Source organism: Kitasatospora saccharophila (assembly GCF_039529925.1).
In the GTDB taxonomy this organism is placed as follows: domain Bacteria; phylum Actinomycetota; class Actinomycetes; order Streptomycetales; family Streptomycetaceae; genus Kitasatospora; species Kitasatospora saccharophila.
The window spans coordinates 1-24,957 of record NZ_BAAANS010000058.1; the positions used below are offsets into that span (position 1 = coordinate 1).

Genomic DNA, 24,957 nt, shown 5'->3' on the forward strand with positions numbered 1-24,957 from the left:
CTTCGGGCGAGGTGCTGGTGGAGCCGGCGGCGGAGCGGCGCGGGGGCGGCGGCCACCGGCTGCGCGGTCGCCGGCGCGACGGGCGCGGGGGCGGCGGGCGCGGCCGGAGCTGCGGCAACGGGAGCGGCAACGGGGGTCGGCTGGGCGCCGACCGGAGTTGCGGCCTGGGTCACTGGAGTCACCTCGGTACCGGGCTTGTAGTCGGCGAAAAAGTCCCACCAGGCACGGTCGACCGAGGCCGGGTCCTGGAGGTACTGCTGGTAGATCTCGTCGACGAGCCACTCATTGGGGCCGAAGCCAGTGGAACTTGCCGAGCTGGGGGTTTCTTGGTGTGGCGACACGGGGCAACCGCCCTCTTCCGCTTCCTTTTGGGATGGTGGACAGCGGGGATTAAGGCTACGCCTCCGACCAGTGATCGCGCAGTCCCCGGTGGTCAGGCGTCGCCCAGATCACATTGCCGGGCCGGTTTTTGGCCGGATCCATGCGTTAGGAATGCCGGAAATCGGGGAACTCGCCCCCAGATCGGTCGTGGTCATACCGGCATGAAATCGGACGAACCAGTGGTCTGGACCACTTGGCGACCCCGGACGGACACCGGGCCCGAGCGGCCCGGCCCCGGTTCGTACCGATTTCGCCACAGTCTCAGGCCGGGACCGGCGTCTCACCCGGAAGGGTGACCTCGATCCGGCAGCCCGTCGCCGCCTCGGCCACCCGGATCCGGCCGCCGTGCAGGTCCACCGCCCAGCGCGCGATCGCCAGCCCCAGCCCGGTGCCGCCGTCGCTGCCCGGCCCCAGCGCGGTCGGCGAACCGCTGCGGCCGAACCGCTCGAAGACCCGCTCGCGGTCCTCCGCCGGGATCCCCGGTCCCTGGTCCTCCACCTCCAGCAGCAGCCCGCCGCCCTCCGCCGCCCGGGCCCGCACCGTCACGGTGCCGCCGGCCGGCGAGTGCTTGCAGGCGTTGTCCACCAGGTTGGCCACCACCTGGTGCAGCCGCTCCGCGTCCGCCACCGCCGCCAGCTCCGGCGGCCGCACGTCCAGCGCCAGCCGCACGTCCCCGCGCCGGTCGTACGCGCCGCCGGCCGTCGCGCCGTCCACCGTCACCCCGCGCAGCACCCCGTCCAGGAACGGGCCCACCCGGAACGGGCGGGAGTCCAGCGGGACGACGCCGTCGTCCAGCTTCGACAGGTCCAGCAGGTGGGTGACCAGCCGGCCCAGGCGCTCGGTCTGCTCCAGCGCGGTGCCCAGGTTCTTCGGGTCCGGCTTCACCACGCCGTCCACCACGTTCTCCAGCAGGCCGCGCAGCGCCGCGATCGGGGTGCGCAGCTCGTGCGAGACGTTGGCGATCAGCTCGCGGCGGTGCCGGTCGGCGGCCTCCAGGTCGCCCGCCATCCGGTTGAAGGTGTCGGCCAGCTCGCCGATCTCGTCCCGCGAGGAGACCTCGACCCGGCCGCTGTAGTCGCCCTCCGCCATCGACCGGGCCGCCGCCGTCATGTCGCGCAGCGGCGCGGTCAGGCCGTTCGCCAGGAACTGCATGAACAGCAGCGAGGCGATCAGCGAGAAGATCATGATGATCCGGATCTGGGTCTCCGACCGGATCGCCACCACCACCATCCCGGTGGCCAGCACCACCGAGACGACCACCAGCAGGGCCAGCTTGCCCTTGATCGAGCGGACCGGGTCGAACGGGCGGACGTCCGCCCACACCCGGCGCGCGGCGCGCACCACCAGCGGGGGACGGGCGAGCGGGGGACGGGCGAGCGGGGGCCGGGGCGGGGCCGGCTCGGCTTCCCCGTTGCGTTGCTGCGGAAAGGTCATGGTGTCCCTGCGACTCGTCCTCGGCGACTCGGTCCCGGTGGGGTACCGGTAGAGGGGGTCGGGCCGCCGCGCGGGGCCCGGGCGGGCCCGGACCGGCGGCCACCGGTCAGGACAGCGGGGCCTCCAGCGCGTAGCCGACGCCGTGCACCGTGCGGATCCAGCTCGCGCCGATCTTCCGGCGCAGCGCCTTCACGTGGCTGTCCACCGTGCGGGTGCCGGACGCGTCGGTCCAGTCCCACACCTCGGCCAGCAGCTGCTCGCGGGTCAGCACCGCGCGCGGCTGCGCCGCCAGGCAGGCCAGCAGGTCGAACTCGGTCGGCGTCAGGTGCACGTCGCCGCTGCCCAGCCGGACCCGGCGCTGCACGTGGTCGATCTCCAGCTCGCCGAACCGCAGGCTGCCCAGGGCCGGCGTGCGGGCCGCCTGCTGGGCGCGCTCCACCCGGCGCAGCAGCACGTTCACCCGGGCGGCCAGCTCGCGCATCGAGAACGGCTTGGTCATGTAGTCGTCCGCGCCGACGCCCAGGCCCACCAGCAGGTCCGTCTCGTCGTCCCGCGCGGTCAGCATCAGCACCGGCACCGGGCGCTGCGCCTGGATCCGGCGGCACACCTCCAGGCCGTCGAAGCCCGGCAGCATGATGTCCAGCACCACCAGGTCCGGCTGCCAGGTGTGGAACCCGTCCACCGCGCCCGGCCCGTCGTGGGCCACCGCCACCTTGAAGCCCTCGGCACCCAGCCGCGCCGCGATCGACTCCGCGATGGTGGGCTCGTCCTCCACGACGAGCACCCGTCGCTGGGTGCCCACCGGTCCACTGCTGATCGTCTCTTGCTGCATCTCTGTCACGGTCACGCCACCGCCCCCAGGGCTCGCGGGCCGACCGTCCGGGGACGGCGGGCTCCGCTCGTAGTCGTCTTGTTTCCGTCGTGCTGTTCCGTCGTGGGTGTGCCCCGCCGGCGGACGCATCAGGCTTGGCAGGTCCCCGTTCGGACGGGCACGGGCCAGTACCTTACCCGCAGCACTTGCGAGCTGTAACGGTACGTGTGCGACCGGAGCGCGCCCGGGTGGAGCCCTTCACAGAAGTTCCTCAGACACCTCTCACCCGCCCCCCGTATGGTGGGCCCGACGAGGCGTTCGGGAGGCACCATGACCAGCGCGGAACTGCGACGACGACTGCTCAGGCCCGGACTGCGGGCCGTGCCCACCCCGCGGGCCAACCCGTTCGCGCTCGGTTACCTCGGACTGCTGCTCGGCACCACCCTCTACGCCCGCTTCGGCGACCCGGAGACCGTGCACCGGCTCCAGGCCCTCTCCTCCACCGACGCGCACAACCTGCTCGCCCACCCCGCGCTCTCCCTCGTCGGCAGCGGCCTGTGGGTCGCCGGGCCGGTCTGGATGCCGTACTTCTGGGCCTTCGCCCTCACCGTCGCACCCCTGGAACGACGCGTCGGCGGACTTCGTGCCCTCGGCGTCTTCGGCGCCGGACACGTCGCCGCGACGCTGCTCTCGCAGACCGTCGTGGTCGCCGCGGTCGCCACCGACCACGCCGAGGCCGGACTGCTGGACGCGATGGACATCGGCGTCTCGTACGGGGTGCTCGCCTCGCTCGGCGCGCTCGCCGGACTGCTCGGCCCCGCCGGGCGGAAGGTCGCGCTGGGGGCCGGGCTCGCGCTGATCGCGCACCAGGTGGCGACCGACCCCGACCTGGTCACCTCGGTCGGACACCCGGCGGCGCTGGCGGTGGGGGTCGCGCTCTGGCCGCTCATTCGCGGCGGCGGCCCCCGGCGGCCCTGGCGGGCGGTCGGGGCCCGGGCGCGCGGCCGCGTGCGCGGCCGGTCGAAGGTCGCGCCGGCGGAGGGGTAGCCGGGTCGGCGCGGAGGGCTTTCGCGGGGTTCGCGGGGTGGGGCGGGCTGCTGTTCGTGCCGCGATCTTTCCGGCGTGCTCCTTCCGCCCCGCGCAGTTCCCCGCGCCCCTGACGCGGCGCCGGGTTCTCTGGGGCGCGTCTGCTTCGGGGGCGGGGTGTGTTCTCCGGGAGCGAACGGGGGGTGGGGAACAATCGGGGGGTGCCAGACCTTAGTCAGGTCAGCTCAACTTCACTGACTGGGGAGAGATCATGGCATCGACGTCCGTTCCGCTCACTCTGCCTGTGCTGCCGCTCGATGACGAGGTGGTGCTCCCCGGCATGGTGGTTCCGCTGGAACTTTCGAATCCCGAGGTGCGGGCGGCCGTGGAGGCGGCCCGGGCCGGGAGCGCAGGGGGGAAGCCGCAGGTGCTGCTGGTGCCGCGGCTGGACGGGTCGTACGCGGCGGTGGGGGCGCTGGCGACGGTCGAGCAGGTGGGGCGGCTGGCGGACGGGGACCCGGCGGCGCTGGTGCGGGCCGTCCGGCGGGTGCGGATCGGTGCGGGGACGACCGGGCCGGGGGCCGCGCTGTGGGTGGAGACCACGCCGTTCAAGGAGTCGGACCAGGGGCTGCCGGTGGCGGGGCGGTCGGCCGAGCTGGTCAGGGAGTACAAGGCGCTGTCCACGCAGTGGCTGCGCCGTCGCGGGGCCTGGCAGATCGTCGACCGGGTGGCCGCGATCGAGGACGTCGGCGAGCTGGCCGACAACATCGGGTACGCGCCGTTCGCGACCGCCGAGCAGAAGCTGAAGGTGCTGCTGGAGGCGGACCGCCCGGCCCGGCTGGAGTACGCGCTGGGCCTGCTGCGCGACCACCTCGCGGAGGAGGAGGTCAACGACACCATCCGCAAGGACGTCGAGGAGGGCGTGGCCAAGCAGCAGAAGGAGTTCCTGCTGCGCCGCCAGCTGGAGGCGGTGCGCAAGGAGCTGGCCGAGCTGAACGGCGAGGCCGACACGGAGGAGGAGGACTACCGGGCCCGGGTCGAGGCGGCCGCGCTGCCTACGATGGTGCGCGAGGCGGCGCTCAAGGAGGTCGACAAGCTGGAGCGCGCCAGCGACCAGTCGCCCGAGGGCTCGTGGATCCGCACCTGGCTGGACACCGTCCTGGAGCTGCCCTGGAACGAGCGCTCGGAGGACGCGTACGACATCGCCGGGGCCCGCGCCGTGCTGGACGCGGACCACACCGGGCTGGCGGACGTGAAGGACCGGATCGTCGAGTACCTGGCGGTCCGCAAGCGCCGGGCCGACCAGGGCCTGGGCCAGATCGGCGGGCGTCGTGGGGGAGCGGTGCTGGCGCTGGTCGGGCCGCCCGGGGTGGGCAAGACCTCGCTCGGCGAGTCGGTCGCGAAGGCGATGGGCCGGTCGTTCGTCCGGGTCGCGCTCGGCGGCGTGCGGGACGAGGCGGAGATCCGCGGCCACCGCAGGACGTACGTGGGCTCGATCCCCGGCCGGATCGTCCGGGCGGTCAAGGAGGCCGGGACGATGAACCCGGTGGTGCTGCTGGACGAGATCGACAAGGTCGGCTCGGACTACCGGGGCGACCCGGCGGCAGCCCTGCTGGAGGTGCTCGACCCGGCGCAGAACCACACCTTCCGGGACCACTACCTGGAGGTCGAGCTCGACCTCTCGGACGTGGTGTTCCTGGCCACCGCCAACGTGCTGGAGGCCATCCCGGAGCCGCTGCTGGACCGGATGGACCTGGTCCGCCTGGACGGCTACACCGAGGACGAGAAGGTCGCCATCGCCCGCGACCACCTGCTGCCGCGCCAGCTCGCCAAGGCGGGCCTGGGCGGGGACGAGCTGACGGTGGACGAGGCGGCGCTGCGCAGGCTGGCCGCCGAGTACACCCGGGAGGCGGGCGTCCGGAACCTGGAGCGGTCGATCGCGCGGATCCTGCGCAAGGTCGCCGCGCAGAGCGAGCTGGGCGAGCGCGAGCTGCCCGCCGCGATCGGCGCGGACGACCTGCGGGCCCTGCTGGGCCGCCCGCACCACGTGCCGGAGGCGGCGCAGGAGCCGGCCGAGCGGCGCACCGCGGTGCCCGGCGTGGCCACCGGCCTGGCGGTCACCGGCGCCGGCGGCGACGTCCTCTACATCGAGGCGTCGCTGGCGGACGCCGAGACCGGCTCGACCGGGCTGACCCTGACCGGTCAGCTGGGCGACGTGATGAAGGAGTCGGCGCACATCGCGCTCTCCTACCTGCGCTCGCGCGGCGCCGAGCTGGAGCTGCCGGTGACCGGGCTGCGCGAGCGGGGCATCCACCTGCACGTGCCGGCCGGCGCGGTGCCGAAGGACGGCCCGAGCGCGGGCATCACCATGACCACGGCGCTGGCCTCGCTGCTGTCCGGCCGCAAGGTGCGCACCGACGTGGCGATGACCGGTGAGGTGTCGCTGACCGGCCGGGTGCTGCCGATCGGCGGGGTGAAGCAGAAGCTGCTGGCCGCCGACCGGGCCGGGGTCACCACGGTGATCATCCCCAAGCGCAACGAGGCGGACCTGGACGACGTCCCCGCCGAGGTGCTGGAGCGCCTGTCGGTGCACCCGGTCTCGGACGTCCGGGAGGTGCTGGCGCTGGCGCTGGAACCGGCGGAACTGCTGGTCGCGGCGGCCTGATCCGGCCGGGGGCCCCGGGAGTGCGCGTACTTCCGAGGCCCCTGGTGGTTGCCGAAACGAGCCCGTGGGACACTTCCCGCATGCCGTCCCCTACGCAGCGCGCGCTGACCGCCATCCCGGAGCGCTACCGCCCGTTCCTGGTCAAGCACCGCAAGCTGGTGAAGTTCCTCGTGGTGGGAGGAACGTGCTTCGTCCTCACCATGATCATCAACTTCGCCCTGAAGATGTCCGTGCTGGAGAGCAAGCCGGTCATGGCGCTCACCATCGCGACCGTGATCACCACGCTGGTCTCGTACGTGATGAACCGCCAGTGGTCGTTCCGTGCGGCCGGGCGCAAGCGCGAGGCCGCCGGGTTCTTCGTGGTGAGCGCCCTGGCGGTGGGCGTGAACGACCTGCCGCTGGTGGCCTCGCGGTACGTGTTCGACCTGCGCGAGCCGGACGTGAGCCACATGACCCAGGAGATCGCCGACTTCGCCAGCGGCATCATCGTGGGCACCCTGGTGGCGATGGTGTTCCGCTACTGGGCGATGAACCGCTTCGTGTTCACCCAGTTCTCGGACCGGATCACCCAGGGCCAGGAGCCGGGCCGGGAGCCCGAGCGGGTCTGACCCCGCGAGCCCCTTCGGCCGCTCACGTCTCCGCGGGGACGGGGCGGCCGAAGCGCGGGGCCCGGGCCACCGCGAGGAAGGTCACCGCGACGCCGACCACCGCCCAGGCCGCCAGCACCAGGAACGGCACGGTGAGGTTGGTGGAGTCCAGGTAGGCGATCGAGCGGGCCGCCGAGGTGCCGGCCCCGTTCGGGATCCACTCGCCGATCGCCCGCCAGAACGCGGGCAGCAGCGGCGGCGGGAAGACGCCGCCCGCGCTGGGGTTGCCCAGCACCACGAAGAGCAGCACCGCCAGGCCGATGCCGACCACGTCGAACAGGCACTCCAGGGCCATGGTGACGGCGCCGACCGAGAACACCACCAGGGTGCCCAGGCCGGTGAGCGCGGCGATCGAGCCGGGCAGCGCGTGCAGGATCGGTCCGATGATCAGCGCGCCGCCCAGGCCCGCCGCGACCGAGTACAGCGCCAGGGTGCCGAGCCGCAGCACCGCCCGGGCGGTGTTCGCCGGGCGGGAACCGGCGCTGATGCCGAGGATCGAGGCGACCAGGTAGCCGCCCACGCACCAGCCGACCACCAGGTAGAAGGCGGACAGCCCCTCGGCGTCGCCCTTGGCCAGCGGGACGGTGTCGTCCACCACGATCGTCCGGCCCTGGCTCGCGGCCAGCTTGCCGACGATGCCCTCCGCGGCGGTGGCGGCGGCCGGGCCGCGGGCGCCGGCCACCAGCAGCGCGTCCTCGGTGCCGGTCGGGTCGACCACCCAGGCCGCGTAGATCTTCTGGTCCTTGATCCGGGCCCGGGCGGTGTCCCCGTCCGGCAGGACGGAGGCGCGCACCGCGTCGTCCGGGACGGACTCCAGCGCGCCGACCAGCTTGGGCGCGGCCTCCGCCGGGGCGACCACGGCGATGGACAGCTCGTGCGGCGCCGGGTGGTGCAGGGCGCCCACGTACGAGGTGATGAAGCCGAGCTGGAGCAGTAGGACGGCGACGACCAGGAAGAAGGCGCGCGGGGTGACCGCGTCCCGGAGGTCGCCGAGGAAGCCCTTTCCGGATTCTGCCTGGTGGGCCATGGTGAGGCGTCTCCTTCAACGGGGGCAAAGGCGGGGAAAACGTCCAAATCGTTACTTCGTACCATGAAGCGGTCGGGTGCCGGGGGAGGCGCGGGCTGCGCGATACTGTCCGCCATGAGTGACCCCCTGGACGGGCCGAACCCCGCCGAACTGGCGTTTCTCGCGGTCGAGCGGGAGGTGGCGACGCTGTTCAGGCGCAGCCGGGCGCGGGCGGCCGAGATCTCCCGGCTGGTGCACCCCGAGCTGGAGGCCGGGGCGTACGTGCTGCTCGGGTTCATCCGGGAGTCCGGGCGGGCCCGGGTGACCGACGTCGGGCTGCACTTCGGGGTGGGCAAGGCCACCGTGAGCCGGCAGATCCGGGCGATCGAGGAGCTGGGGCTGCTGCGCCGGGAGACCGACCCGCTGGACCGGCGGGCCTCGCTGGTGTCGCTGACCGAGGAGGGCGAGCGGCGGTTCGCGGCGGCCCGGGAGGAGCGGATGGCGCGGTTCCGGGAGTCGCTGGCCGGGTGGGAGCTGGTCGAGCTGGAGCAGTTCGCCCGGCTGCTGGAGCGGTTCAACGAGCTGACCGAGGGGGTCTGAGGGCGCCGCGTCGGGAGGGTTTCTTTACCTGGGCTTGAAGAAAGTTGCCTTAGTCAACTATCCACGTATAGTTGCTTGAGGCAACGAATTTTTAGTCGAAGGAACCGCATGTCGTCGACCCTCCCCGCACCCCCGCAGGACCGGATGTCCCACCGTCAAGTACTCGAAGCCCTCTCGGGCCTGCTGCTCGGCCTGTTCGTGGCCGTGCTCTCCTCCACGGTGGTCTCCAACGCCCTGCCGCGGATCCTCACCGACCTGCACGGCGGTGAGTCCGCCTACACCTGGGTGGTCACCGCCGCCCTGCTGTCGATCACCGCCGCCACCCCGCTCTGGGGCAAGCTCTCCGACCTGGTCAGCAAGAAGCTGCTGGTCCAGATCGCCATGGTGATCTACGTGCTGGCCTCGGCGCTGGCCGGCCTGTCGCAGAGCATCGGCATGCTGATCTTCTGCCGGGTGCTGCAGGGCATCGGCGCGGGCGGCGTGATCGCGCTCGGCCAGATCTGCCTGGCCGCGATGGTCCCGCCGCGCGAGCGCGGCCGCTACAGCGGCTACTTCGGCGCGGTCTTCGCGCTCGCCACCATCGGCGGCCCGCTGATCGGCGGCGTCATCGTGGACACCTCCTGGCTCGGCTGGCGCTGGTGCTTCTACGTCGGCGTCCCGTTCGCGCTGATCGCGATCCTGGTGCTGCAGCGCACCCTCAAGCTCCCCGAGGCCCCCGCCCGCAAGCCCAAGATCGACTACCTGGGCGCGACGCTGGTCACCGCCTCGGTCTGCCTGCTGATGATCTGGATCTCGCTGGCCGGCAAGAACTACGACTGGGTCTCCTGGCAGACCGCCGTCATGGTGATCGGCGGCCTGGCACTGGCCGGCCTGTTCGTGCTGGTCGAGAAGCGCGCCACCGAGCCGCTGATCCCGCTCGACCTGTTCCGCCACCGCACCGTCACCCTCGCCGCGGTCGCCAGCGCCTTCGTCGGCGTCGGCATGTACGGCACCACCACCTTCCTCGGCCAGTACTTCCAGCTCGCCAAGGAGAAGACCCCCACCCAGGCCGGCCTGCTCACCCTGCCGATGATCTTCGGCCTGGCGGTCTCCTCCACGGTGGCCGGCAAGCTGATCACCAAGTACGGCAAGTGGAAGGGCTTCCTGGTCGCCGGCACCGTGCTGCTCGCCGCCGGCCTCGGCCTGATGGGCACCGCCCGGGCCGACACCGCGTACGGGCTGCTCGCCCTCTACATGCTGCTGGCCGGCATCGGCCTCGGCCTGACCAGCCAGAACCTGGTGCTCGCGGTGCAGAACACGGTGCCGCGCAACGAGCTCGGCGCCGCCAGCTCCACCGTCACCTTCTTCCGCACCATGGGCGGCGCGATGGGCGTCTCCGCGCTCGGCGCGCTGCTCGGCCACAAGGTCGCCAGCTACACGGCGGAGAACTTCGCCAAGGCCGGCATCCCCGCCTCCGGCGCGGGCGGCGACGGCATCCCGGACCTCAAGAAGCTGCCCGCGCAGGTCGTCCCGCTGGTCACCGACGCCTTCGGGCACGGCGTGGGCACGGTCTTCCTGATCGCCGCGCCGTTCGCGGTGGTGGGCTTCCTGCTGGTGCTGTTCATCCGCGAGGTGCCGCTGCGCACCTCCAACGATGAGCGCCCGGCCGCCCCCGCCGAGGCCGGGGCCAAGGCCGCGGAGCTGGTCGCCGACTGACCCGGCGGCCGTCCGCCGACGACATGCGAGAAGGGCCCCCGCCGGCGTGGCGGGGGCCCTTCGTCGTGCGTCCTGCGTGCCGCGTGGTGCGCGGATCCGTGGTGCGCGGGGGTTACTTCGCGGCGATCAGCGAGATGCCGTACAGCACCACGGCCGCGCAGGCCGCGAAGCAGACGCCCGCGGCGACCAGGGCGGGGACGCCCTTGCCGGTGCCCGCCGTGACGGCGGCCTCCCGGCGGGACAGGGCGAGGTTGCCGAGCGCGAAGACGACGACCACGCCGAGGGTGACGAGCAGGCTGACGCCCGTGGTCTCGGCCAGTGCGGCCCACTTGATGTTCATGGCGGGGGTTCCTCTCAGGCCGCGAGGGTGGTCGGGGCGGGGACGGCGGGCAGTTCGACGGCGGGCTGCGCCTCGCCGTTGACGTTGTCCGCGTGCACCGGCTGGCGGCGCGAGACCAGCCACATCGAACCGGCGCCCGCCACCAGCGCCAGGCCCACCAGGGCCACGCCCCAGTTGCCGCGGTCGGCGACCAGCGCGGCCGCGCCGGAGACCACGGCGGCGGCCGGCAGGGTCAGGCCCCAGGTGTAGGCCATCCGGCGGACCATGCCCCAGCGCAGCTTGCCGGACGGGCCGCCCAGGCCCGCGCCCATGATGCCGCCGGAGCAGACCTGGGTGGTGGACAGGCCGTAGCCCATGTGCGAGGAGGTCAGGATCACCGTGGCGGCCGCGGTCTCCGAGGCGAAGCCCTGCGGCGGCCGGATGTCGGCCAGGCCGGAGCCCATCGAGCGGATGATCCGCCAGCCGCCCATGTAGGTGCCGAGCGCGATGGCCAGACCGGCGCTGACGATCACCCAGACCGGCGGGCCGTCGCCCTTGTCCAGCGCGCCGGCCGAGATCAGGGTCAGCGTGATGATGCCCATGGTCTTCTGCGCGTCGTTGGTGCCGTGCGCGAGCGAGATCAGCGAGGACGAGAAGACCTGGCCTCGGCGGAAGCCCTTCTCGGTGCCCGCCTTCGGGGCGCCCCGGGTGATCAGGTAGGCCAGCTTGGTGGCGCCCCAGGAGGCCACGCCCGCGATGACCGGCGAGGCGACCGCCGGGATCAGGATCTTGGAGACCACGGTGGTGAAGTTCACGCCGTGCAGGCCGACGCCGACCACGGTGGCGCCGATCAGGCCGCCGTACAGGGCGTGCGAGGAGGACGAGGGCAGGCCCTTGAGCCAGGTCAGCAGGTTCCACAGGATCGCGCCGACCAGGGCGGCGAAGATGATCGAGGGCTGCAGTCCGGCCTTCTCGTTGACGAGGCCGCCCGAGATGGTGGTGGCGACCTTCACGGAGAGGAAGGCACCGGCGAAGTTCAGCACCGCCGCGATCGCGACGGCGACCTTGGGCTTGAGTGCGCCGGTCGCGATGGAGGTGGCCATCGCGTTGGCGGTGTCGTGGAAGCCGTTGGTGAAGTCGAAGGCGAGCGCCGTGATGATCACAACGGCCACCAGGAACGTGATGTGTTCCATACCCAAACAATCGTCGTAGTGGTCGGACTGACGTTGCTGTCCTTGGCGAAGGTAGGGAGGGATGGTGAACGGGAGGTTAACTGGGAGCGGAGTAGTGGTTCCGTTCGTGGCGGGGGAGTTACCGGCGGGGCCGGTTTCCGTGGAGGGCGGCCGGGCGCCCGCGTCCCGCCGTGAGACCGTTCTCACACGTCGGGCCGGATGAGAATTCACCCGGCGGTCCCGAAAGCACCTGCCGCGAGCAGGGGTTCCCGTGGCAGGATCGGTCCGATCGCCGACGGACAATCAGGGGAGGGCCGGCCGATGGGGGCTGGACAGCGGACCGAATCGACCGGCCTGCGACCGTGGGTGCGCGCCGCGCTGCGCTGCGGGGCGGTGCTCGCCGCCGCCGCGCTCACCCTGCCCTTCCTCGGCTCGGCCGCGTACGCGGTGCCCGAGCCGGGCGTCCCGACGGTCGCCGCCCCGACGGTCGCCCCCGGAACCGACCCGCTGGCCGACGCCAAGCGCACCCTCGGGCCGCTGCTCGACCAGCTGCACGACCTCTACCAGCAGGCCGAGACCGCCACCGAGACGTACAACGGCACCGTCGCCGCGCTCGCCGAGCAGCAGACCACCGTCGAGGACCTCGACTCGCGGGCCGAACGGCAGCAGGCCGCCGTCGACGCCGGGACGGACCTGGCCTCGCAGCTCGCCGCCGCGCAGTACCGCAACAACCAGATCTCCGGGTACGCCGAGCTGCTGATGGCCGACAACCCGTACGAGGCCGTGGTGATCGCCGAACTCCTGCGCTCCGCCGGGCACTCGCAGAAGGAGTTCCTGGACCGGCTCAAGGCCGACCGGGACACCCTCGACGCGCTGCGCACCGCCGCCCAGCAGGCGGTCGCCGAGTCGAAGACGCTGGCCGCCGACCAGGAGAAGGCCAAGAACGACGTGGCCGCCAAGCTGGCCGAGGTCGAGCAGCTGGTCGGCTCGCTCACCGGCGCCCAGCGCGACGAACTGGCCGAACTGGAGAAGCAGCAGGCCAGCGAGGCCCAACTCGCCTTCCTCGCCTCCGGGGCGCTCGGCAAGGGCGAGCGGACGCCGTCGGCGGCGGGCCGCAAGGCGGTCGCCTGGGCGCTCCAGCAGCTCGGCAAGGACTACGTGTGGGGCGGCGCCGGACCGGACGTGTTCGACTGCTCCGGCCTCACCTCGCAGGCCTGGCTGCACGCCGGGGTGCCGATCCCGCGCACCAGCCAGGAGCAGTGGGCGCAGCTCAAGCACGTGCCGCTGAACCAGATCCGGCCGGGCGACCTGATCGTCTACTTCGGCGGCGCGACGCACATCGGCATGTACATCGGCGGCGGCCTGATCGTCCAGGCCCCGCACACCGGGGACGTGGTGAAGGTCTCGCAGGTCGGCGCCATGCCGATCCTGGGCGCGGTGCGCCCGGACGGGGACGACGCGGCGGACGACGCGGGCGGCGAGTGGAAGGTGCCGGACGTCGAGCTGGGCGCGGTGAAGATCCAGCCGGCCAAGCCGTCCACGCTCCCGACACCGCCCGCGGCGTCGCCGACGCCCACCGTGCCGGGCGAGCCGAGTGCGTCCGCGACGCCTTCGGGGTCGGGGTCGGGGTCGCCGAGCGGGTCCGGTTCTCCCAGCGGGTCGGGGTCGCCGAGCGGGTCCGGTTCTCCGAGCGGCTCGGGGTCGCCGAGCGGCTCGGGGTCGCCTTCGGGGTCGGGTTCGGCCTCCGCCGCGCCGAGCGACTCGGGTTCGGCTCCGGCTTCGGCTTCGGGCCTGGCGAGTTCGAGCGGGACGCCCAGCGGGTCGGGGTCGCCGAGCGGGGACGACTCGGCGACGCCGTCGGGGAGCCGGTCGGCGGGCTGAGGCGCGGGCGGCCGGGAACGGCGGCGCGCGACGGCGGCAGCCACGGCCCCGCCGTTCCCCGGGCCCCTGGCGGGGCCCTCGCACGGCGGGGCCCCGGGGGCGGCTCCCTGGTCGGGCTACTCGGGTTCGAAGCGGATCAGGACGGACTTCGAGGTCGGGGTGTTGCTGATGTCGGCCGTGGAGTCCAGCGGGACCAGGACGTTGGTCTCCGGGTAGTAGGCGGCCGCGCCGCCGCGGGCGACGGGGTAGTGGACCACCCGGAAGTGCGGGGCGCGGCGTTCGGTGCCGTCGGTCCACTCGCTCACCAGGTCGACGAACTGCCCTTCGGCGAGGCCGAGTTCGGCGGCGTCGGCGGGGTTGACCAGGACCACGCGGCGGCCGCCGGTGATGCCCCGGTAGCGGTCGTCCAGGCCGTAGACGGTGGTGTTGTACTGGTCGTGCGAGCGGAGCGTCTGGAGCAGCAGGCGGCCCGCGGGGACCTCGGGGGCGGTCAGCGGGTTGACGGTGAAGTTGGCCTTCCCGGTGGCGGTGGGGAAGGTGCGGCTGTCGCGCGGGGCGTGCGGGAGGGCGAAGCCGCCGGGGCGGCGGACCCTGGTGTTGTAGTCGTCGAAGCCGGGGACGACCCGGGCGATCCGGTCGCGGATCCGGTCGTAGTCGAGGGCGAACTCCTCCCAGGGGGTGGGGTCCTGGGGGCCGAGGGCGGCGCGGGCGAGGCGGGCGACGACGGCGACCTCGGAGAGCAGGTCGGGCGCGGGCGGGCGCAGGCCGCCGCGGGAGGAGTGCACCATGCCCATGGAGTCCTCGACGCTGACGAACTGCGGTCCGGCGGCGGTCAGGTCGCGGTCGGTGCGGCCGAGGGTGGGCAGGATCAGCGCGCGGGCGCCGGTGACCACGTGCGAGCGGTTGAGCTTGGTGGAGACGTGCACGGTGAGCCGGCAGCGGCGCATCGCGGCCTCGGTGGCCCCGGTGTCGGGGCTGGCGGAGACGAAGTTGCCGCCCATCGCGAAGAACACCTTGACCCGGCCGTCGCGCATCGCCCGGATGGTGTCCACGGTGTCGTGGCCGGGCGCGCGCGGCGGCTCGAAGGCGAACTCCTTGCCGAGGGCGTCCAGGAAGGCCGCGGAGGGGCGTTCGAAGATGCCCATGGTGCGGTCGCCCTGCACGTTGCTGTGCCCGCGGACGGGGCATACCCCGGCGCCGGGGCGGCCCACGTTGCCGCGCAGCAGCAGGAAGTTGACCACCTCGCGGATGGTGGGGACGGAGTGCTTGTGCTGGGTGAGGCCCATCGCCCAGCAGACGATGACCTTCCGCGAGCCGAGCACCAGGCGGTGCAGCTCCTCGATCTGCTCCCAGGGCAGGCCGGTGGCGCGCAGCACGGCCTCCCGGTCGAGTTCGGCGGCCTGGGCGGCGAACTCCGGGTAGCCGGCGCAGTGTTCGGCGACGAAGGCTTCGTCGACGGCGCCCGGGGTGGTGAGCAGCAGGTGGTTGAGGGCGCGGAACAGGGCGAGGTCGCCGCCGAGCCGGATCTGCAGGAACAGGTCGGTGAGCCTGGTCCCGCCGCCGACCAGGCCGCGCGGGGTCTGCGGGTTCTTGAAGCGTTCGAGCCCGGCCTCGGGCAGCGGGTTGACGCTGACGATCTTCGCGCCGGCCCGCTTGGCGCGCTCCAGGGCGGAGAGCATCCGGGGGTGGTTGGTGCCCGGGTTCTGACCGGCGACGACGATCAGGTCGGCCTGGTACAGGTCCTTGAGCGAGACGCTGCCCTTGCCGACGCCGAGCGTCTCGGTGAGTGCCGAACCCGAGGACTCGTGGCACATGTTGGAGCAGTCCGGCAGGTTGTTGGTGCCGAGCCGGCGGGCGAACAGCTGGTACGCGAAGGCGGCCTCGTTGGAGGTGCGGCCGGAGGTGTAGAAGGCGGCCTCGTTCGGGGAGTCGAGCGCGGTCAGCTCCTCGGCGATCAGCGCGAAGGCGTCGTCCCAGCCGATCGGCGCGTAGTGGGTGGCGCCCTCGTCCAGCAGCATCGGGGTGGTGAGCCGGCCCTGCTGGCCGAGCCAGTAGCCGGAGCGCTCGGCGAGGGCGGCCACCGGGTGCTCGGCGAAGAAGGCCGGGGTGATCCGGCGTTCGGTGGCCTCCTCGGCGACGGCCTTGGCGCCGTTCTCGCAGAACTCGGCCAGGTGCGGCTTGTCCGGCTCGGGCCAGGCGCAGCCGGGGCAGTCGAAGCCGCCGGGCTGGTTGACCCGGCGCAGGGTGGCCAGCACCCGGCCCGGCGACATCTGCTCGGACGCCATCCGCAGGGTGTGCCCGATCGCGGGCAGGCCGGCGGCGGCGTGGGCCGGGGGCGCGACGTGCGGCGCGTCCTGGGCGGGGTCGCGGGGCGGGGGCTGCTTGGCCATGGCGGGCTCTCCGGAGGACTCGGGGTCCTCGGAGCGTATCCGGTGCGGGTGGACGTGTCGTGCGGCGGCGGTCAGTCCTCCTTCTGGAGTTCGACGAGCAGGCGGCGGGCGACGGCGTCGTTCTGCCGGAAGGACGGGGCGTCGGTGCCCGGGCGGGCGAAGGCGGCCGGGGCGCGGGTGGTGGTGGGGGCGCCGAGGGCGGTGCGGCGCGGGTGCGGGCGGCCGCCGAGGGCGGGGTCGAGGACGCGGGCGTCGGGGTCGGTGCGGATCAGGCCGGAGCGGTAGGTGTGGCCGTCCGGGTCGGCCAGCAGTTCCTCGTCGATCCGGCCGTCGCGCAGGAGTTGGCGCAGCAGCGGGTCGTTGGTGCGGTCCAGGGCGTGCCGGGGGAGGAAGGCGTCGACCAGGGCGGTGCCGTGGACGTGGTGGCCGGGCAGGGCGGGGGAGGAGGCGCGGAAGGTGCCGTGCTCCTCGTCGAGGTCGACCCGCAGGTCGGGGCCGAGGAAGTGCAGCAGTCCGGCGTCGGAGAGGGCGAGCAGCTGCTCCAGCCGGAAGCCGGGCGGGCCGGAGGCGTAGAAGGAGAAGAAGCCCTGCCACCAGCCGTCGAGTTCGGCGGCGGTGGAGCGGGCGGTGAGCGGGTGCAGCGGCAGCAGGCGGATGAGGGTGCCGTAGACCGAGAGCAGGGCGTAGAAGGCGCCGAGGTCGGCGCTGTGCCGCAGGTCGGAGCGGCGGGCCAGGTCGGCGCGCAGGTGGGAGCGCAGGTGCTCCTGGAGTTCGGCGGGGCTGCCGACCCGCAGGCCGGCGAGCGGGCGGTCCAGGCGGTCCAGGTCGAGCCGGTCCTCGGGGTCGGGGACGGCGGCGGCGACCAGGGCGGCGCGCTCGGGAGCGTCCCAGGGGAGCGGGTCGTAGCCGGCCAGGAACTCCGCCCAGGGCAGGGTGGTGCGTTCGGGGTGGCCGTGGAACAGCTCGTGGTAGTAGGCGAAGCCGAGTTCCTTGGCGATGGCGGGCCACAGGTCGCGCTTGAACTCGATGTGCCCGTCCGGGAGTTCGAGGTCGGGGCCGAAGTAGCGGGGCAGCGGCGGGGGCGGCCCCTGGAGCCGGTAGCCGGTCTTGGCGTGGTACGGGACGCCGCGCCGGGAGCCCGCGTGCAGCACGGGTTCGCGGCCGGAGGGGTGGTAGCGCAGGCCGCCGCCGGGCTTCGGGGTGAAGCGGCCGCCGCGGCCCTCGGTGAGCAGCGCGACCAGGTCGACGAAGGCCAGGCCGAGGCCGCGGACGACCACGTGCTCGCCGGGGGCCAGGCCGGACAGGTCGGAGTCGGCGGTGAACGCGGGCGGCAGGTAGCTGCGGCCGTGCCGTTCGGCGAACTCGCGCGGTTCGGCGGTGTCGGGGCCGGGCGCGGAGTCCAGGTGGCCGAGGGCGAGCACCACCCGGTCGGCGAGCAGCACGGTGTCGGAGAGGTGGACGCGCTGCGGCCCCTCCGGGTCGCCGGTGATCCGGCGGGCGGTGTCCTGGTGGACGAACAGCCGTACGTTGTCCGGGAGTTCGCCCACGGACCGGCGCAGCACCCAGTCCAGGTAGCCGCTCTGGGCGCGCCGGGTGGGGAAGTCGGTGGGGGCCAGGGCGTGCAGTTCCGCGGCCACCTCCGGGTCCTCGACCGGCTGGTACGGGGGGTGGGCGGCCGGGTCGGCGGCCCACTCGGCGAGCGAGGGGCCGGGGCGGACCGGGCCGTCCATGGTGGTGCGCTCGTCGGTGAACATGGTGACGTCCTCGGCCATCGAGTTCATCCGCAGCAGCGGGGACTGCGCGTGCCGCCAGATCCGGCCGCCGCCGGGCGGGTGCGGGTCGACCAGGTGGACGTCCAACTCGACGCCGGGGCCCAGCAGTTCGGGCGCGTTGGCGGCGATCCGCTCCAGCAGGCCGGTGCCGCGCGGCCCGGCCCCGATCACGACCAGTACGGGCACCGCGCTCACCGCCCGGCCGGGCGTCGCGACGGGAGCCGGCCCAGCAGGGTCCGGAACCGCTGCCAGGGCGTCGGCGGCAGCCCGGCGCGGGTGGCGCCGCGGGCGAAGTGCCGCTCCAGGTAGTACTGGCCGACGGACAGCACGCTGGTCACCGCGATGTACCAGAGGGTGACCACCATCAGCAGCGGGATCACCCGGTAGGTCTGGTTGTAGATCAACTGGGCGGAGAACAGCAGGTCGTGGACGGCCAGCACGCTGATGATCGAGGTGCCCTTGAGGGTGCCGATCAGCATGTTCCCGGCGGGCGGCAGGATCGCCCGCATCGCCTGCGGCAGCACGATCCGGCGCAGCACCCGGCCGCGGTTCAGGCCGAGCGAGGCGGCCGCCTCCAGTTGGCCCTGGTCGACCGACAGGAGGCCGGAGCGCACCACCTCGGCGGCGAACGCGGCCTCGTGCAGGGTCAGGCCGATCAGGGCGGTGAGCACCGGGCCGAGCAGGTTGACCGTCTTCACCGCGAACAGCTCGCCGCCGAACGGCAGGGGCAGCGACAGCGTCGGGTACAGCGCCCCGATGTTGAACCAGATCAGCAGCTGGACCAGCAGCGGGGTGGCCCGGAAGATCCACACGAAGCCCCAACTCAGGCTCTGCAGCACCGGGTTGTCCGAGAGCCTGGCCGCCGCCAGCGCGGTGCCCAGGGCGAAGCCGAGGGCGGTCACCGCGCCGGTCAGCCAGAGCGTCAGCAGCAGGCCGCGCAGGATCGACGGGGCGGTCAGGTAGGTGCCGACCACCGACCACTCGAAGGCCTTGTTCCCGATCAGCGAGCGCACCACGAGGGCGGTGGCGAGCAGCGCCAGGCCGCCGCTCACGTACCGCCCGGGGCGGTGGCGGGGCACGATCGGCAGCGTCGCCAGGGCGGTGGGGCCGGCGGCGGCGGACGCCTCGGCCGGGGCCCCGGGGGTGGGTGGCGGGGCGGAGCGGGGGCTGGTGGACGGGACGGCGGGCGAGGCCATGGAGGGCTCCAACGGGCGGCGGGGCAGGCGGTCTCCGCATGCCGTCACTCACGCGACCGCGTCCCTCAACGCGGCTGGGCCTGGCGGCAGTTCGGCCGGGCCCGGGCAGTTCTCGCTCCGATTCGATCGTACGCGTGAGCGACTGGAGGCTGTCAAGGACGCGGGTGTGACGTCGGTGTTTCGTACCGGCCGGAAAGGTTGACGGGCCGTCGGCGGCACTGCTCAACTGTTCGACATGACAGCCGAGCAGCCCGCCCTCGTGACGCGAGGCCACATCGACTTCGGTCGGGTGTGGTCCGCAGCGTGTCGCGGCTGACCCGGCAGCGGGCCGCCTGACCGGCCCTTCCTCCCTCCGGGAGTCCTCCCTCGGTCGCCCCTGTTGCGGGCCGGGACACCGTCCGTCCGGACGGATCGACAGGCGTACGCTGCCGCCTCCCCCAGCACCTCCCGCTCGCTCCTGAGCCGGCGCCCCGTCACGCGCCCGCGCCCGTCCTCCCCACCCGCCGCCGCCGTCCGCACCCGCCTGCCGAGGCTTCCTCCGGCACGCCCGGACCCGGCCCCGCACCACTGGAAGAGGCTCCGCCATGCCCGTCGAGTTCCTCGGAATCGCCGCCACCGGCGACGGTTCGGAAACCACCGCCCGCACCACCCACGCCTTCGACCGCGACTACACGCTGCGCCTGGCCCGCGCCCACGAGGACCACGGCTGGGACCGGGTGCTGTTCGCCTACAGCGCCGGAGCGCCCGAACCCGCCGCCGCCGCCGCGTACCTCGCCGCCAAGCTGGACCGGCTGCAGATCCTGCTCGCGCACCGGCCGAACGTCTCGTACCCGACCTTCGCCGCCAAGACCTTCGCCACCCTGGACCGGATCAGCGACGGCCGGCTCACCGTGCACTTCATCACCGGCGGAAACGACCACGAGCAGCAGCGCGAGGGCGACTTCCTGCCCAAGGACCGCCGCTACGACCGCACCCGCGAGTACATCGGCATCGTCAAGAAGGCCTGGACCAGCCGCGAGCCCTTCGACCACGAGGGCGAGTACTACCGCTTCAACGACTTCGTCTCCAGCGTCTTCCCGGTCCAGCAGCCCCGGCCGGACGTCTCCTTCGGCGGCTCCTCGCCCGCCGCGTTCGCGGCCGGCGGCGCCGAGGCCGACATCTACGCGCTGTGGGGCGAGCCGCTGGCCCGCACCGCCGAGCAGATCGAGCTGGTGAAGGCCGCCGCCCGGGCCGCCGGGCGCACCGACACCCCGCGGATCCAGGTCGCCTTCCGGCCGATCATCGCGCCCACCGAGGAACTCGCCTGGGAGAAGGCGCACCGCACGGTCGCCGCGATCAAGGCCCACCGGGAGTCCAGCCCCCAGGTCCGCCGCCGGTTCAGCAACGGCAACGCGCCGGAGAACTCCGGCTCGCAGCGGCTGCTGGAGATCGCCGAGGCCGGCGAGCGCTACGACCGCGCGCTGTGGACCCCGACCGCCGCCGCCATCGGCGGCTCGGGCAACTCCAACGCCCTGGTCGGCACCCCCGAGACGGTCGCCCAGGCGCTGCTCGACTACTACGACCTCGGCGTGGACATCCTCTCCGCCCGCGGCTACGACCACGTCGACGACGCCATCGACTTCGGCCGGCACGTCATCCCGATCGTCCGCGAGGAGGTCGCCAAGCGCGACGCCGCCAAGGCGGCCCGGGTCGGGGACGCCGCAGCCGGATGAGCGCCCTGACCGTGGTGCGGGCCGCCCTCGGCGACCCCCTCACCGAGCCGCTGGTCCGCGAACTCACCCACGAGTACGTCACCCGCTACGGCCCCGGCGGGCACGAGGAGATGGCCCGGTACGGCGCCGAGGAGTTCACCCCGCCGGACGGCCTGCTGCTCCTGCTGCTGCGCGAGGGCGAGCCGGTGGCCGGCGGCGCCTACCGCCGCCACCACGAGGAGCGCACCGCCGAGGTGAAGCGGATGTGGACCGCCGCCGGGCACCGCCGGCAGGGCCTCGGCCGGCGGGTCCTGGCCGAACTGGAGACCGCCGCCCGGGAGGCCGGCTACCGGCGGGTCTTCCTCACCACCGGGCCCCGCCAGCCCGAGGCCAAGGGCCTCTACCTGGCGGCCGGCTACACCCCGCTGTTCGACCCCGACGCGCCGCCGCAGGACCGGCCGCTGCCGTTCGAGAAGGACCTGCCCCACCCCCGTCCGTCCCATCCCCGTCCGTCCCACCCGCAAGACCTGGCCGCCGCGGCGGCCGGAAAGGCACCCTCCAGATGAAGCGCCACCTCCCCGCCGTCGCCCTGGCTTCCGTCGCCGCCCTGGCGCTGGCGGGCTGCGGTTCCGACCCGGCGACCGGCCCCAAGGCCGCACCGGTCGGCGTCCAGCCGAGCCAGGACGTGCTGTCCGGCGTGCAGAAGAACGAGGCGGCCGCCGCGCTGCTGCCCGCCGACGTGAAGTCCGCCGGCAGCATCAAGCTCGGCGGTTCGGTCGGAGCCGCGCCCGCGGCGTACTACCCGGAGGGCCAGAAGCAGGTCGCCGGCCTGGACGTCGACCTGGTCAACGGCGTCGCCAAGGTGCTCGGGATCACCGTGCAGCGCGAGGACGCCGCGTTCGAGACCATCCTGCCCGCGCTCGGCAGCGGCAAGTACGACGTCGGCACCGGCAACTTCGGCGTCACCGAGGCCCGGCTGAAGACCGTCGACTTCGTCACCTACATCGACGACGGCCAGGGCTTCGCGGTGCGCGCCGACAACACCGCGCTGACCAGCGTGACCGACCTGTCCCAGCTGTGCGGCCTGACCGTCGGCACCGGCGCGGGCACCACCTTCGAGGCCACCCTGAACGCCAAGAAGGACGTCTGCGCCCAGAACGGCAAGAAGCCGTACGAGGTGAAGTCCTTCTCCGAGAACGCCGCCGTGATCACCGGCCTCCAGCAGGGCCGGCTGGACGTGGTGATGTCCACCATCAACGGCCTGCGCTACCAGGCGAACCAGCCGGCCTCGAAGACCCGCTTCCTCGGCGAGTACCACCGGCTCGACGTCGGTTTCGCGTTCAAGAAGGGCTCGACGCTCACCCCCGCCTTCCAGGCCGCCGTCAACGAGCTGATCAAGGACGGCACGTACCAGAAGATCCTGGCCAAGTGGGGCACCACCGACTCGGCGATCACCGAGTCCAAGATCAACCCGCCCGAGCACAGCTGATCCCGGGAGCCCCCGATGACCGCCGTGACCCCCGAACAGGCCCTACCGCTCCGACAACCCGCCGACTCCGTCGAGGGGCTGACGATCGTCCCGCACCGCAGGCCGTGGCGGCTGGTGGCCGGCCTGGCCGCGCTGGTGCTGGCCGCCCAGTTCCTGCACGGACTGGCCGTCAACCCCGGCTGGGACTGGCCGACCTTCCGCGCCTTCGTGTTCTCCGACAGCATCCTGCGCGCGGTCGGCGTCACCCTCCAACTCACCGCCTACGGAACCGTCCTGGGCTTCGCGCTGGGCGCGGTGATCGCCGCGCTGCGGCTGTCCGGCAGCCCGATCCTGCGCACCATCGCCTGGACGTACGTGTGGGCGTTCCGCTCGATCCCGCTGATCGTGCAGCTGGTGTTCTGGTTCAACCTGGCCTACCTGTACAAGCGGATCGGGATCGGGATCCCGTTCGGCCCGACCTTCGCCTCCTTCGGCACCATGGACCTGCTCGGCGCCCTCGGCGCGGCCGTCCTCGGCCTCGCCCTGCACCAGGCCGCGTACGCCGCCGAGATCATCCGCGGCGGGGTGCTCGCGGTGGACGCCGGACAGCTCGAAGCCGCCGCCGCGCTCGGCATCCCGAAGTTCCGGCAGGCCTGGCGGATCGTGCTGCCGCAGGCCATGCGCGGCATCCTGCCGAACGCCGCCAACGAGGTGATCTCGCTGTTCAAGGGCACCTCGATCGTCTACGTGATGGCGATCGGCGAGCTCTTCTACCAGGTCCAGGTGATCTACGGCCGCACCGGCCGGGTGGTGCCGCTGCTGATGGTCGCCACCGTCTGGTACGTGCTGCTGACCACCGCCCTCTCGCTCGTCCAGTACTACGTCGAGCGCTACTTCGCCCGCGGCAGCGAACGCCACGCGCCGCCCACCCCCTGGCAGCGGCTGCGCGCCACCGTCACCGAGATCAAGGAGAAGCGGGCATGAGCGGCGACGGCGCCACGGCCATGGTCGAAGTACGCGGCGTGCACAAGCGGTTCGGGCGGCTGGAGGTGCTGCGCGGCATCGACCTCGACGTCCGCCCCGGCACCGTCACCGTGGTGCTCGGCCCGTCCGGCTCCGGCAAGTCCACCCTGCTGCGGGCGGTCAACCACCTGGAGAAGCTCGACCAGGGGTACGTCCGGGTGGACGGCGAACTGATCGGCTACCGGCGGGTCGGCGACAAGCTGCGCGAACTGCCCGAGCGCGAGGTGCTCAAGCAGCGCACCCGGCTCGGCTTCGTGTTCCAGAACTTCAACCTGTTCCCGCACCTGACCGTGCTGGAGAACCTGGTGGAGGCCCCGGTCGGCGCGCTCGGCGTGCCCAAGGAGCAGGCCCGGGCCCGGGCGCTGGAACTGCTGGAGCGGGTCGGCCTCGCCGACAAGGCCGCCGAGTACCCGCGCCGGCTCTCCGGCGGCCAGCAGCAGCGGGTCGCCATCGCCCGGGCGCTCGCCCTGGAGCCCAAGGTGCTGCTGTTCGACGAGCCGACCTCCGCGCTCGACCCCGAACTGGTCGGCGAGGTGCTCGACGTGATCAAGGACCTGGCCCGCACCGGCACCACCATGATCGTGGTCACCCACGAGATCGGCTTCGCCCGCGAGGTCGCCGACACGGTGGTGTTCATGGACGGCGGCGTGGTGGTCGAACAGGGCCCGCCGGCCCAGGTGCTGGACGACCCGCAGCACGAACGCACCCGCGCCTTCCTCGCCAAGGTCCTCTGAAATCCCCTTCCTGACAAAGGAGTCGCCCCCATGTCCGTGAACCGCCGCACCATCGCCTCGGCCGCCGCCGTCCTCGCCGCCACCCTGCTGCTCACCTCCTGCGGCTCCTCGAACAACGCCTCCGCCGACCTCAAGGGCAAGAAGGAGGGCACCGCGCCCAACGGCGTGAAGATCAACCTGACGCCCGACCAGAACCGGATCACCACTCCCAAGGTCGACTCGATCGCCGCCCTCCTCCCCGAGGAGATCCGCCGAAGAGGCACCCTCCAGGTCGCGGCGAGCGTCGGCACCGTCCCGCCACTGGGCTTCTACGCCACCGACGACAAGACCGTCATCGGCACCGAGCCCGACCTGGCGCACCTGATCGCCGACGTGCTCGGCCTGAAGATCGAGGTCAACCCGGTCTCCTGGGAGAACGTCTTCGTCGGCCTGGACAGCGGCAAGTACGACGTCGGCATCACCAACGTCACCGTCACCGAGGCCCGCAAGGAGAAGTACGACTTCGCCACCTACCGGCTCGACATCCTCGGCTTCGAGGCCAAGAAGGGCGGCAGCTGGAAGGTCACCGGCCCGGCCGACGTCGCCGGGCACACCATCGGCGTCTCCTCCGGCACCAACCAGGAGAAGCTGCTGCTGGCCTGGAGCGACCAGGACGTCAAGAACGGCCTCAAGCCGGTCGACGTGAAGTACTACCAGAACGCCTCCGACTACTACCTGGCCCTCGGCTCCGGCCGGATCGACGCCTGGCTCGGCCCCAACCCGGCCGCCGCCTTCCACTCCGCGCAGACCGGCGAGACCGAGGTGATCGGCACCTACTCCGGCGCCGGCGACACCGTCCTCGGCAAGATCGCCGCCACCACCAAGAAGGACAACGGCCTGGTCAACGCGCTCAACGCGGCGATCAACGAGACCATCAAGAACGGCACCTACGCCCAGGTCCTCAAGCGCTGGGGCCTGGACAACGAGGCCGTGCAGACCTCCGAGATCAACCCGCCCGGCCTGCCCAAGACCAACAGCTGACGCCTCCCCGGCGCGCTCCGGAGCGC

The 24,957-nt window shown here is 73.0% G+C and carries 21 protein-coding genes; 12 read left to right on the forward strand and 9 right to left on the reverse strand.

Annotated features, from left to right (window positions below; translation table 11 throughout):
• From ABD345_RS31655 to ABD345_RS31665, 3 genes are all read right to left on the reverse strand, one after another.
• The coding region (locus ABD345_RS31655) for a 2-oxoglutarate dehydrogenase E1 subunit family protein (RefSeq protein ID WP_344557175.1) at nucleotides 1-341 on the reverse strand (341 nt) is incomplete at its 3' end.
• Nucleotides 342-642: 301 nt separating this feature from the next.
• Nucleotides 643-1,815 carry a HAMP domain-containing sensor histidine kinase gene (locus ABD345_RS31660; protein WP_344557177.1) on the reverse strand — a complete coding sequence of 391 codons (1,173 nt, stop codon included), beginning with the start codon at nucleotides 1,813-1,815 and terminating at the stop codon, nucleotides 643-645.
• Nucleotides 1,816-1,921: 106 nt separating this feature from the next.
• Entirely contained in the window at nucleotides 1,922-2,647 is a 726-nt protein-coding gene (locus ABD345_RS31665; RefSeq protein WP_033212075.1) for a response regulator transcription factor, read from the reverse strand.
• Between the two features lie 309 nt (nucleotides 2,648-2,956).
• Between ABD345_RS31665 and ABD345_RS31670 the strand changes: the two genes are divergently transcribed.
• From ABD345_RS31670 to ABD345_RS31680, 3 genes are all read left to right on the forward strand, one after another.
• Complete coding sequence (locus ABD345_RS31670) at nucleotides 2,957-3,673, forward strand: rhomboid-like protein (protein WP_344557179.1); 717 nt, start codon at nucleotides 2,957-2,959, stop codon at nucleotides 3,671-3,673.
• Between the two features lie 250 nt (nucleotides 3,674-3,923).
• Nucleotides 3,924-6,317 (forward strand): endopeptidase La, encoded by a 2,394-nt coding sequence (gene lon / locus ABD345_RS31675; RefSeq protein WP_344557181.1) that lies wholly within the window; start codon nucleotides 3,924-3,926, stop codon nucleotides 6,315-6,317.
• A gap of 80 nt (nucleotides 6,318-6,397) precedes the next feature.
• On the forward strand, nucleotides 6,398-6,925 hold the full coding sequence (locus ABD345_RS31680; RefSeq protein WP_344557183.1) for a GtrA family protein: 528 nt from the start codon (nucleotides 6,398-6,400) through the stop codon (nucleotides 6,923-6,925).
• Between the two features lie 22 nt (nucleotides 6,926-6,947).
• Here the strand turns inward: ABD345_RS31680 and ABD345_RS31685 are convergent, their stop codons facing one another.
• Nucleotides 6,948-7,991: an ABC-2 transporter permease gene (locus tag ABD345_RS31685; RefSeq protein ID WP_344557184.1), complete on the reverse strand. Its 1,044-nt coding sequence runs from the start codon at nucleotides 7,989-7,991 to the stop codon at nucleotides 6,948-6,950.
• A gap of 114 nt (nucleotides 7,992-8,105) precedes the next feature.
• On the opposite strand from ABD345_RS31685, the gene ABD345_RS31690 reads away from it, so the two are divergent.
• Nucleotides 8,106-8,570, forward strand: a complete 465-nt coding sequence (locus tag ABD345_RS31690; RefSeq protein WP_344557186.1) for a MarR family winged helix-turn-helix transcriptional regulator — start codon at nucleotides 8,106-8,108, stop codon at nucleotides 8,568-8,570.
• A 144-nt stretch (nucleotides 8,571-8,714) separates the two neighbouring features.
• Nucleotides 8,715-10,265: an MDR family MFS transporter gene (locus tag ABD345_RS31695; protein WP_486327094.1), complete on the forward strand. Its 1,551-nt coding sequence runs from the start codon at nucleotides 8,715-8,717 to the stop codon at nucleotides 10,263-10,265.
• Between the two features lie 112 nt (nucleotides 10,266-10,377).
• Here ABD345_RS31695 and ABD345_RS31700 read toward each other — a convergent pair whose 3' ends face one another.
• Both ABD345_RS31700 and ABD345_RS31705 read right to left on the reverse strand, forming a co-directional pair.
• Nucleotides 10,378-10,605, reverse strand: coding sequence for a hypothetical protein (locus ABD345_RS31700; RefSeq protein WP_344557190.1), 228 nt, complete (start codon nucleotides 10,603-10,605; stop codon nucleotides 10,378-10,380).
• A gap of 14 nt (nucleotides 10,606-10,619) precedes the next feature.
• Nucleotides 10,620-11,777 carry an inorganic phosphate transporter gene (locus tag ABD345_RS31705; RefSeq protein WP_344557192.1) on the reverse strand — a complete coding sequence of 386 codons (1,158 nt, stop codon included), beginning with the start codon at nucleotides 11,775-11,777 and terminating at the stop codon, nucleotides 10,620-10,622.
• A gap of 300 nt (nucleotides 11,778-12,077) precedes the next feature.
• Here ABD345_RS31705 and ABD345_RS31710 point away from each other — a divergent pair, with 300 nt between their 5' ends.
• The gene (locus ABD345_RS31710) at nucleotides 12,078-13,637 is read left to right on the forward strand and encodes a C40 family peptidase (protein WP_344557194.1); all 1,560 of its coding nucleotides are present in this window, start codon (nucleotides 12,078-12,080) and stop codon (nucleotides 13,635-13,637) included.
• A 116-nt stretch (nucleotides 13,638-13,753) separates the two neighbouring features.
• Here the strand turns inward: ABD345_RS31710 and ABD345_RS31715 are convergent, their stop codons facing one another.
• The 3 genes from ABD345_RS31715 to ABD345_RS31725 all read right to left on the reverse strand — a co-directional run bounded on the left by ABD345_RS31715 (nucleotide 13,754) and on the right by ABD345_RS31725 (nucleotide 18,995).
• A complete protein-coding gene (locus ABD345_RS31715; protein ID WP_344557196.1) occupies nucleotides 13,754-16,027 on the reverse strand; it encodes an FdhF/YdeP family oxidoreductase in 2,274 nt (757 codons plus the stop codon).
• Between the two features lie 71 nt (nucleotides 16,028-16,098).
• On the reverse strand, nucleotides 16,099-17,985 hold the full coding sequence (locus ABD345_RS31720) for an FAD/NAD(P)-binding protein (protein ID WP_344557197.1): 1,887 nt from the start codon (nucleotides 17,983-17,985) through the stop codon (nucleotides 16,099-16,101).
• A 5-nt stretch (nucleotides 17,986-17,990) separates the two neighbouring features.
• Nucleotides 17,991-18,995 (reverse strand): amino acid ABC transporter permease, encoded by a 1,005-nt coding sequence (locus ABD345_RS31725; RefSeq protein WP_344557198.1) that lies wholly within the window; start codon nucleotides 18,993-18,995, stop codon nucleotides 17,991-17,993.
• 584 nt (nucleotides 18,996-19,579) lie between these two features.
• Between ABD345_RS31725 and ABD345_RS31730 the strand changes: the two genes are divergently transcribed.
• Genes ABD345_RS31730 through ABD345_RS31755 form a run of 6 tightly spaced genes read left to right on the forward strand, consistent with a single transcriptional unit; the run spans nucleotide 19,580 to nucleotide 24,931 of the window.
• On the forward strand, nucleotides 19,580-20,707 hold the full coding sequence (locus tag ABD345_RS31730; protein ID WP_344557200.1) for an LLM class flavin-dependent oxidoreductase: 1,128 nt from the start codon (nucleotides 19,580-19,582) through the stop codon (nucleotides 20,705-20,707).
• Nucleotides 20,704-21,252 carry a GNAT family N-acetyltransferase gene (locus ABD345_RS31735; protein WP_344557202.1) on the forward strand — a complete coding sequence of 183 codons (549 nt, stop codon included), beginning with the start codon at nucleotides 20,704-20,706 and terminating at the stop codon, nucleotides 21,250-21,252. Before ABD345_RS31730 ends, ABD345_RS31735 begins: the two co-directional genes overlap by 4 nt.
• Nucleotides 21,249-22,175, forward strand: coding sequence for an ABC transporter substrate-binding protein (locus ABD345_RS31740; protein WP_344557204.1), 927 nt, complete (start codon nucleotides 21,249-21,251; stop codon nucleotides 22,173-22,175). Before ABD345_RS31735 ends, ABD345_RS31740 begins: the two co-directional genes overlap by 4 nt.
• Before the next feature lie 15 nt (nucleotides 22,176-22,190).
• Entirely contained in the window at nucleotides 22,191-23,138 is a 948-nt protein-coding gene (locus ABD345_RS31745; RefSeq protein WP_344557206.1) for an amino acid ABC transporter permease, read from the forward strand.
• Between the two features lie 20 nt (nucleotides 23,139-23,158).
• Entirely contained in the window at nucleotides 23,159-23,911 is a 753-nt protein-coding gene (locus ABD345_RS31750; RefSeq protein ID WP_344557241.1) for an amino acid ABC transporter ATP-binding protein, read from the forward strand.
• Nucleotides 23,912-23,941: 30 nt separating this feature from the next.
• On the forward strand, nucleotides 23,942-24,931 hold the full coding sequence (locus ABD345_RS31755; protein WP_344557210.1) for an ABC transporter substrate-binding protein: 990 nt from the start codon (nucleotides 23,942-23,944) through the stop codon (nucleotides 24,929-24,931).
• Nucleotides 24,932-24,957: the final 26 nt, after the last annotated feature.

Coding starts and splice junctions, on each gene's coding strand:
- ABD345_RS31660 (WP_344557177.1), bottom strand. CDS start 1,815: ATGACCTTTCCGCAGCAACGCAACGGGGAAGCCGAGCCGGCCCCGCCC.
- ABD345_RS31665 (WP_033212075.1), bottom strand. CDS start 2,647: ATGCAGCAAGAGACGATCAGCAGTGGACCGGTGGGCACCCAGCGACGG.
- ABD345_RS31670 (WP_344557179.1), top strand. CDS start 2,957: ATGACCAGCGCGGAACTGCGACGACGACTGCTCAGGCCCGGACTGCGG.
- lon (WP_344557181.1), top strand. CDS start 3,924: ATGGCATCGACGTCCGTTCCGCTCACTCTGCCTGTGCTGCCGCTCGAT.
- ABD345_RS31680 (WP_344557183.1), top strand. CDS start 6,398: ATGCCGTCCCCTACGCAGCGCGCGCTGACCGCCATCCCGGAGCGCTAC.
- ABD345_RS31685 (WP_344557184.1), bottom strand. CDS start 7,991: ATGGCCCACCAGGCAGAATCCGGAAAGGGCTTCCTCGGCGACCTCCGG.
- ABD345_RS31690 (WP_344557186.1), top strand. CDS start 8,106: ATGAGTGACCCCCTGGACGGGCCGAACCCCGCCGAACTGGCGTTTCTC.
- ABD345_RS31695 (WP_486327094.1), top strand. CDS start 8,715: ATGTCCCACCGTCAAGTACTCGAAGCCCTCTCGGGCCTGCTGCTCGGC.
- ABD345_RS31700 (WP_344557190.1), bottom strand. CDS start 10,605: ATGAACATCAAGTGGGCCGCACTGGCCGAGACCACGGGCGTCAGCCTG.
- ABD345_RS31705 (WP_344557192.1), bottom strand. CDS start 11,777: ATGGAACACATCACGTTCCTGGTGGCCGTTGTGATCATCACGGCGCTC.
- ABD345_RS31710 (WP_344557194.1), top strand. CDS start 12,078: ATGGGGGCTGGACAGCGGACCGAATCGACCGGCCTGCGACCGTGGGTG.
- ABD345_RS31715 (WP_344557196.1), bottom strand. CDS start 16,027: ATGGCCAAGCAGCCCCCGCCCCGCGACCCCGCCCAGGACGCGCCGCAC.
- ABD345_RS31725 (WP_344557198.1), bottom strand. CDS start 18,995: ATGGCCTCGCCCGCCGTCCCGTCCACCAGCCCCCGCTCCGCCCCGCCA.
- ABD345_RS31730 (WP_344557200.1), top strand. CDS start 19,580: ATGCCCGTCGAGTTCCTCGGAATCGCCGCCACCGGCGACGGTTCGGAA.
- ABD345_RS31735 (WP_344557202.1), top strand. CDS start 20,704: ATGAGCGCCCTGACCGTGGTGCGGGCCGCCCTCGGCGACCCCCTCACC.
- ABD345_RS31740 (WP_344557204.1), top strand. CDS start 21,249: ATGAAGCGCCACCTCCCCGCCGTCGCCCTGGCTTCCGTCGCCGCCCTG.
- ABD345_RS31745 (WP_344557206.1), top strand. CDS start 22,191: ATGACCGCCGTGACCCCCGAACAGGCCCTACCGCTCCGACAACCCGCC.
- ABD345_RS31750 (WP_344557241.1), top strand. CDS start 23,159: ATGGTCGAAGTACGCGGCGTGCACAAGCGGTTCGGGCGGCTGGAGGTG.
- ABD345_RS31755 (WP_344557210.1), top strand. CDS start 23,942: ATGTCCGTGAACCGCCGCACCATCGCCTCGGCCGCCGCCGTCCTCGCC.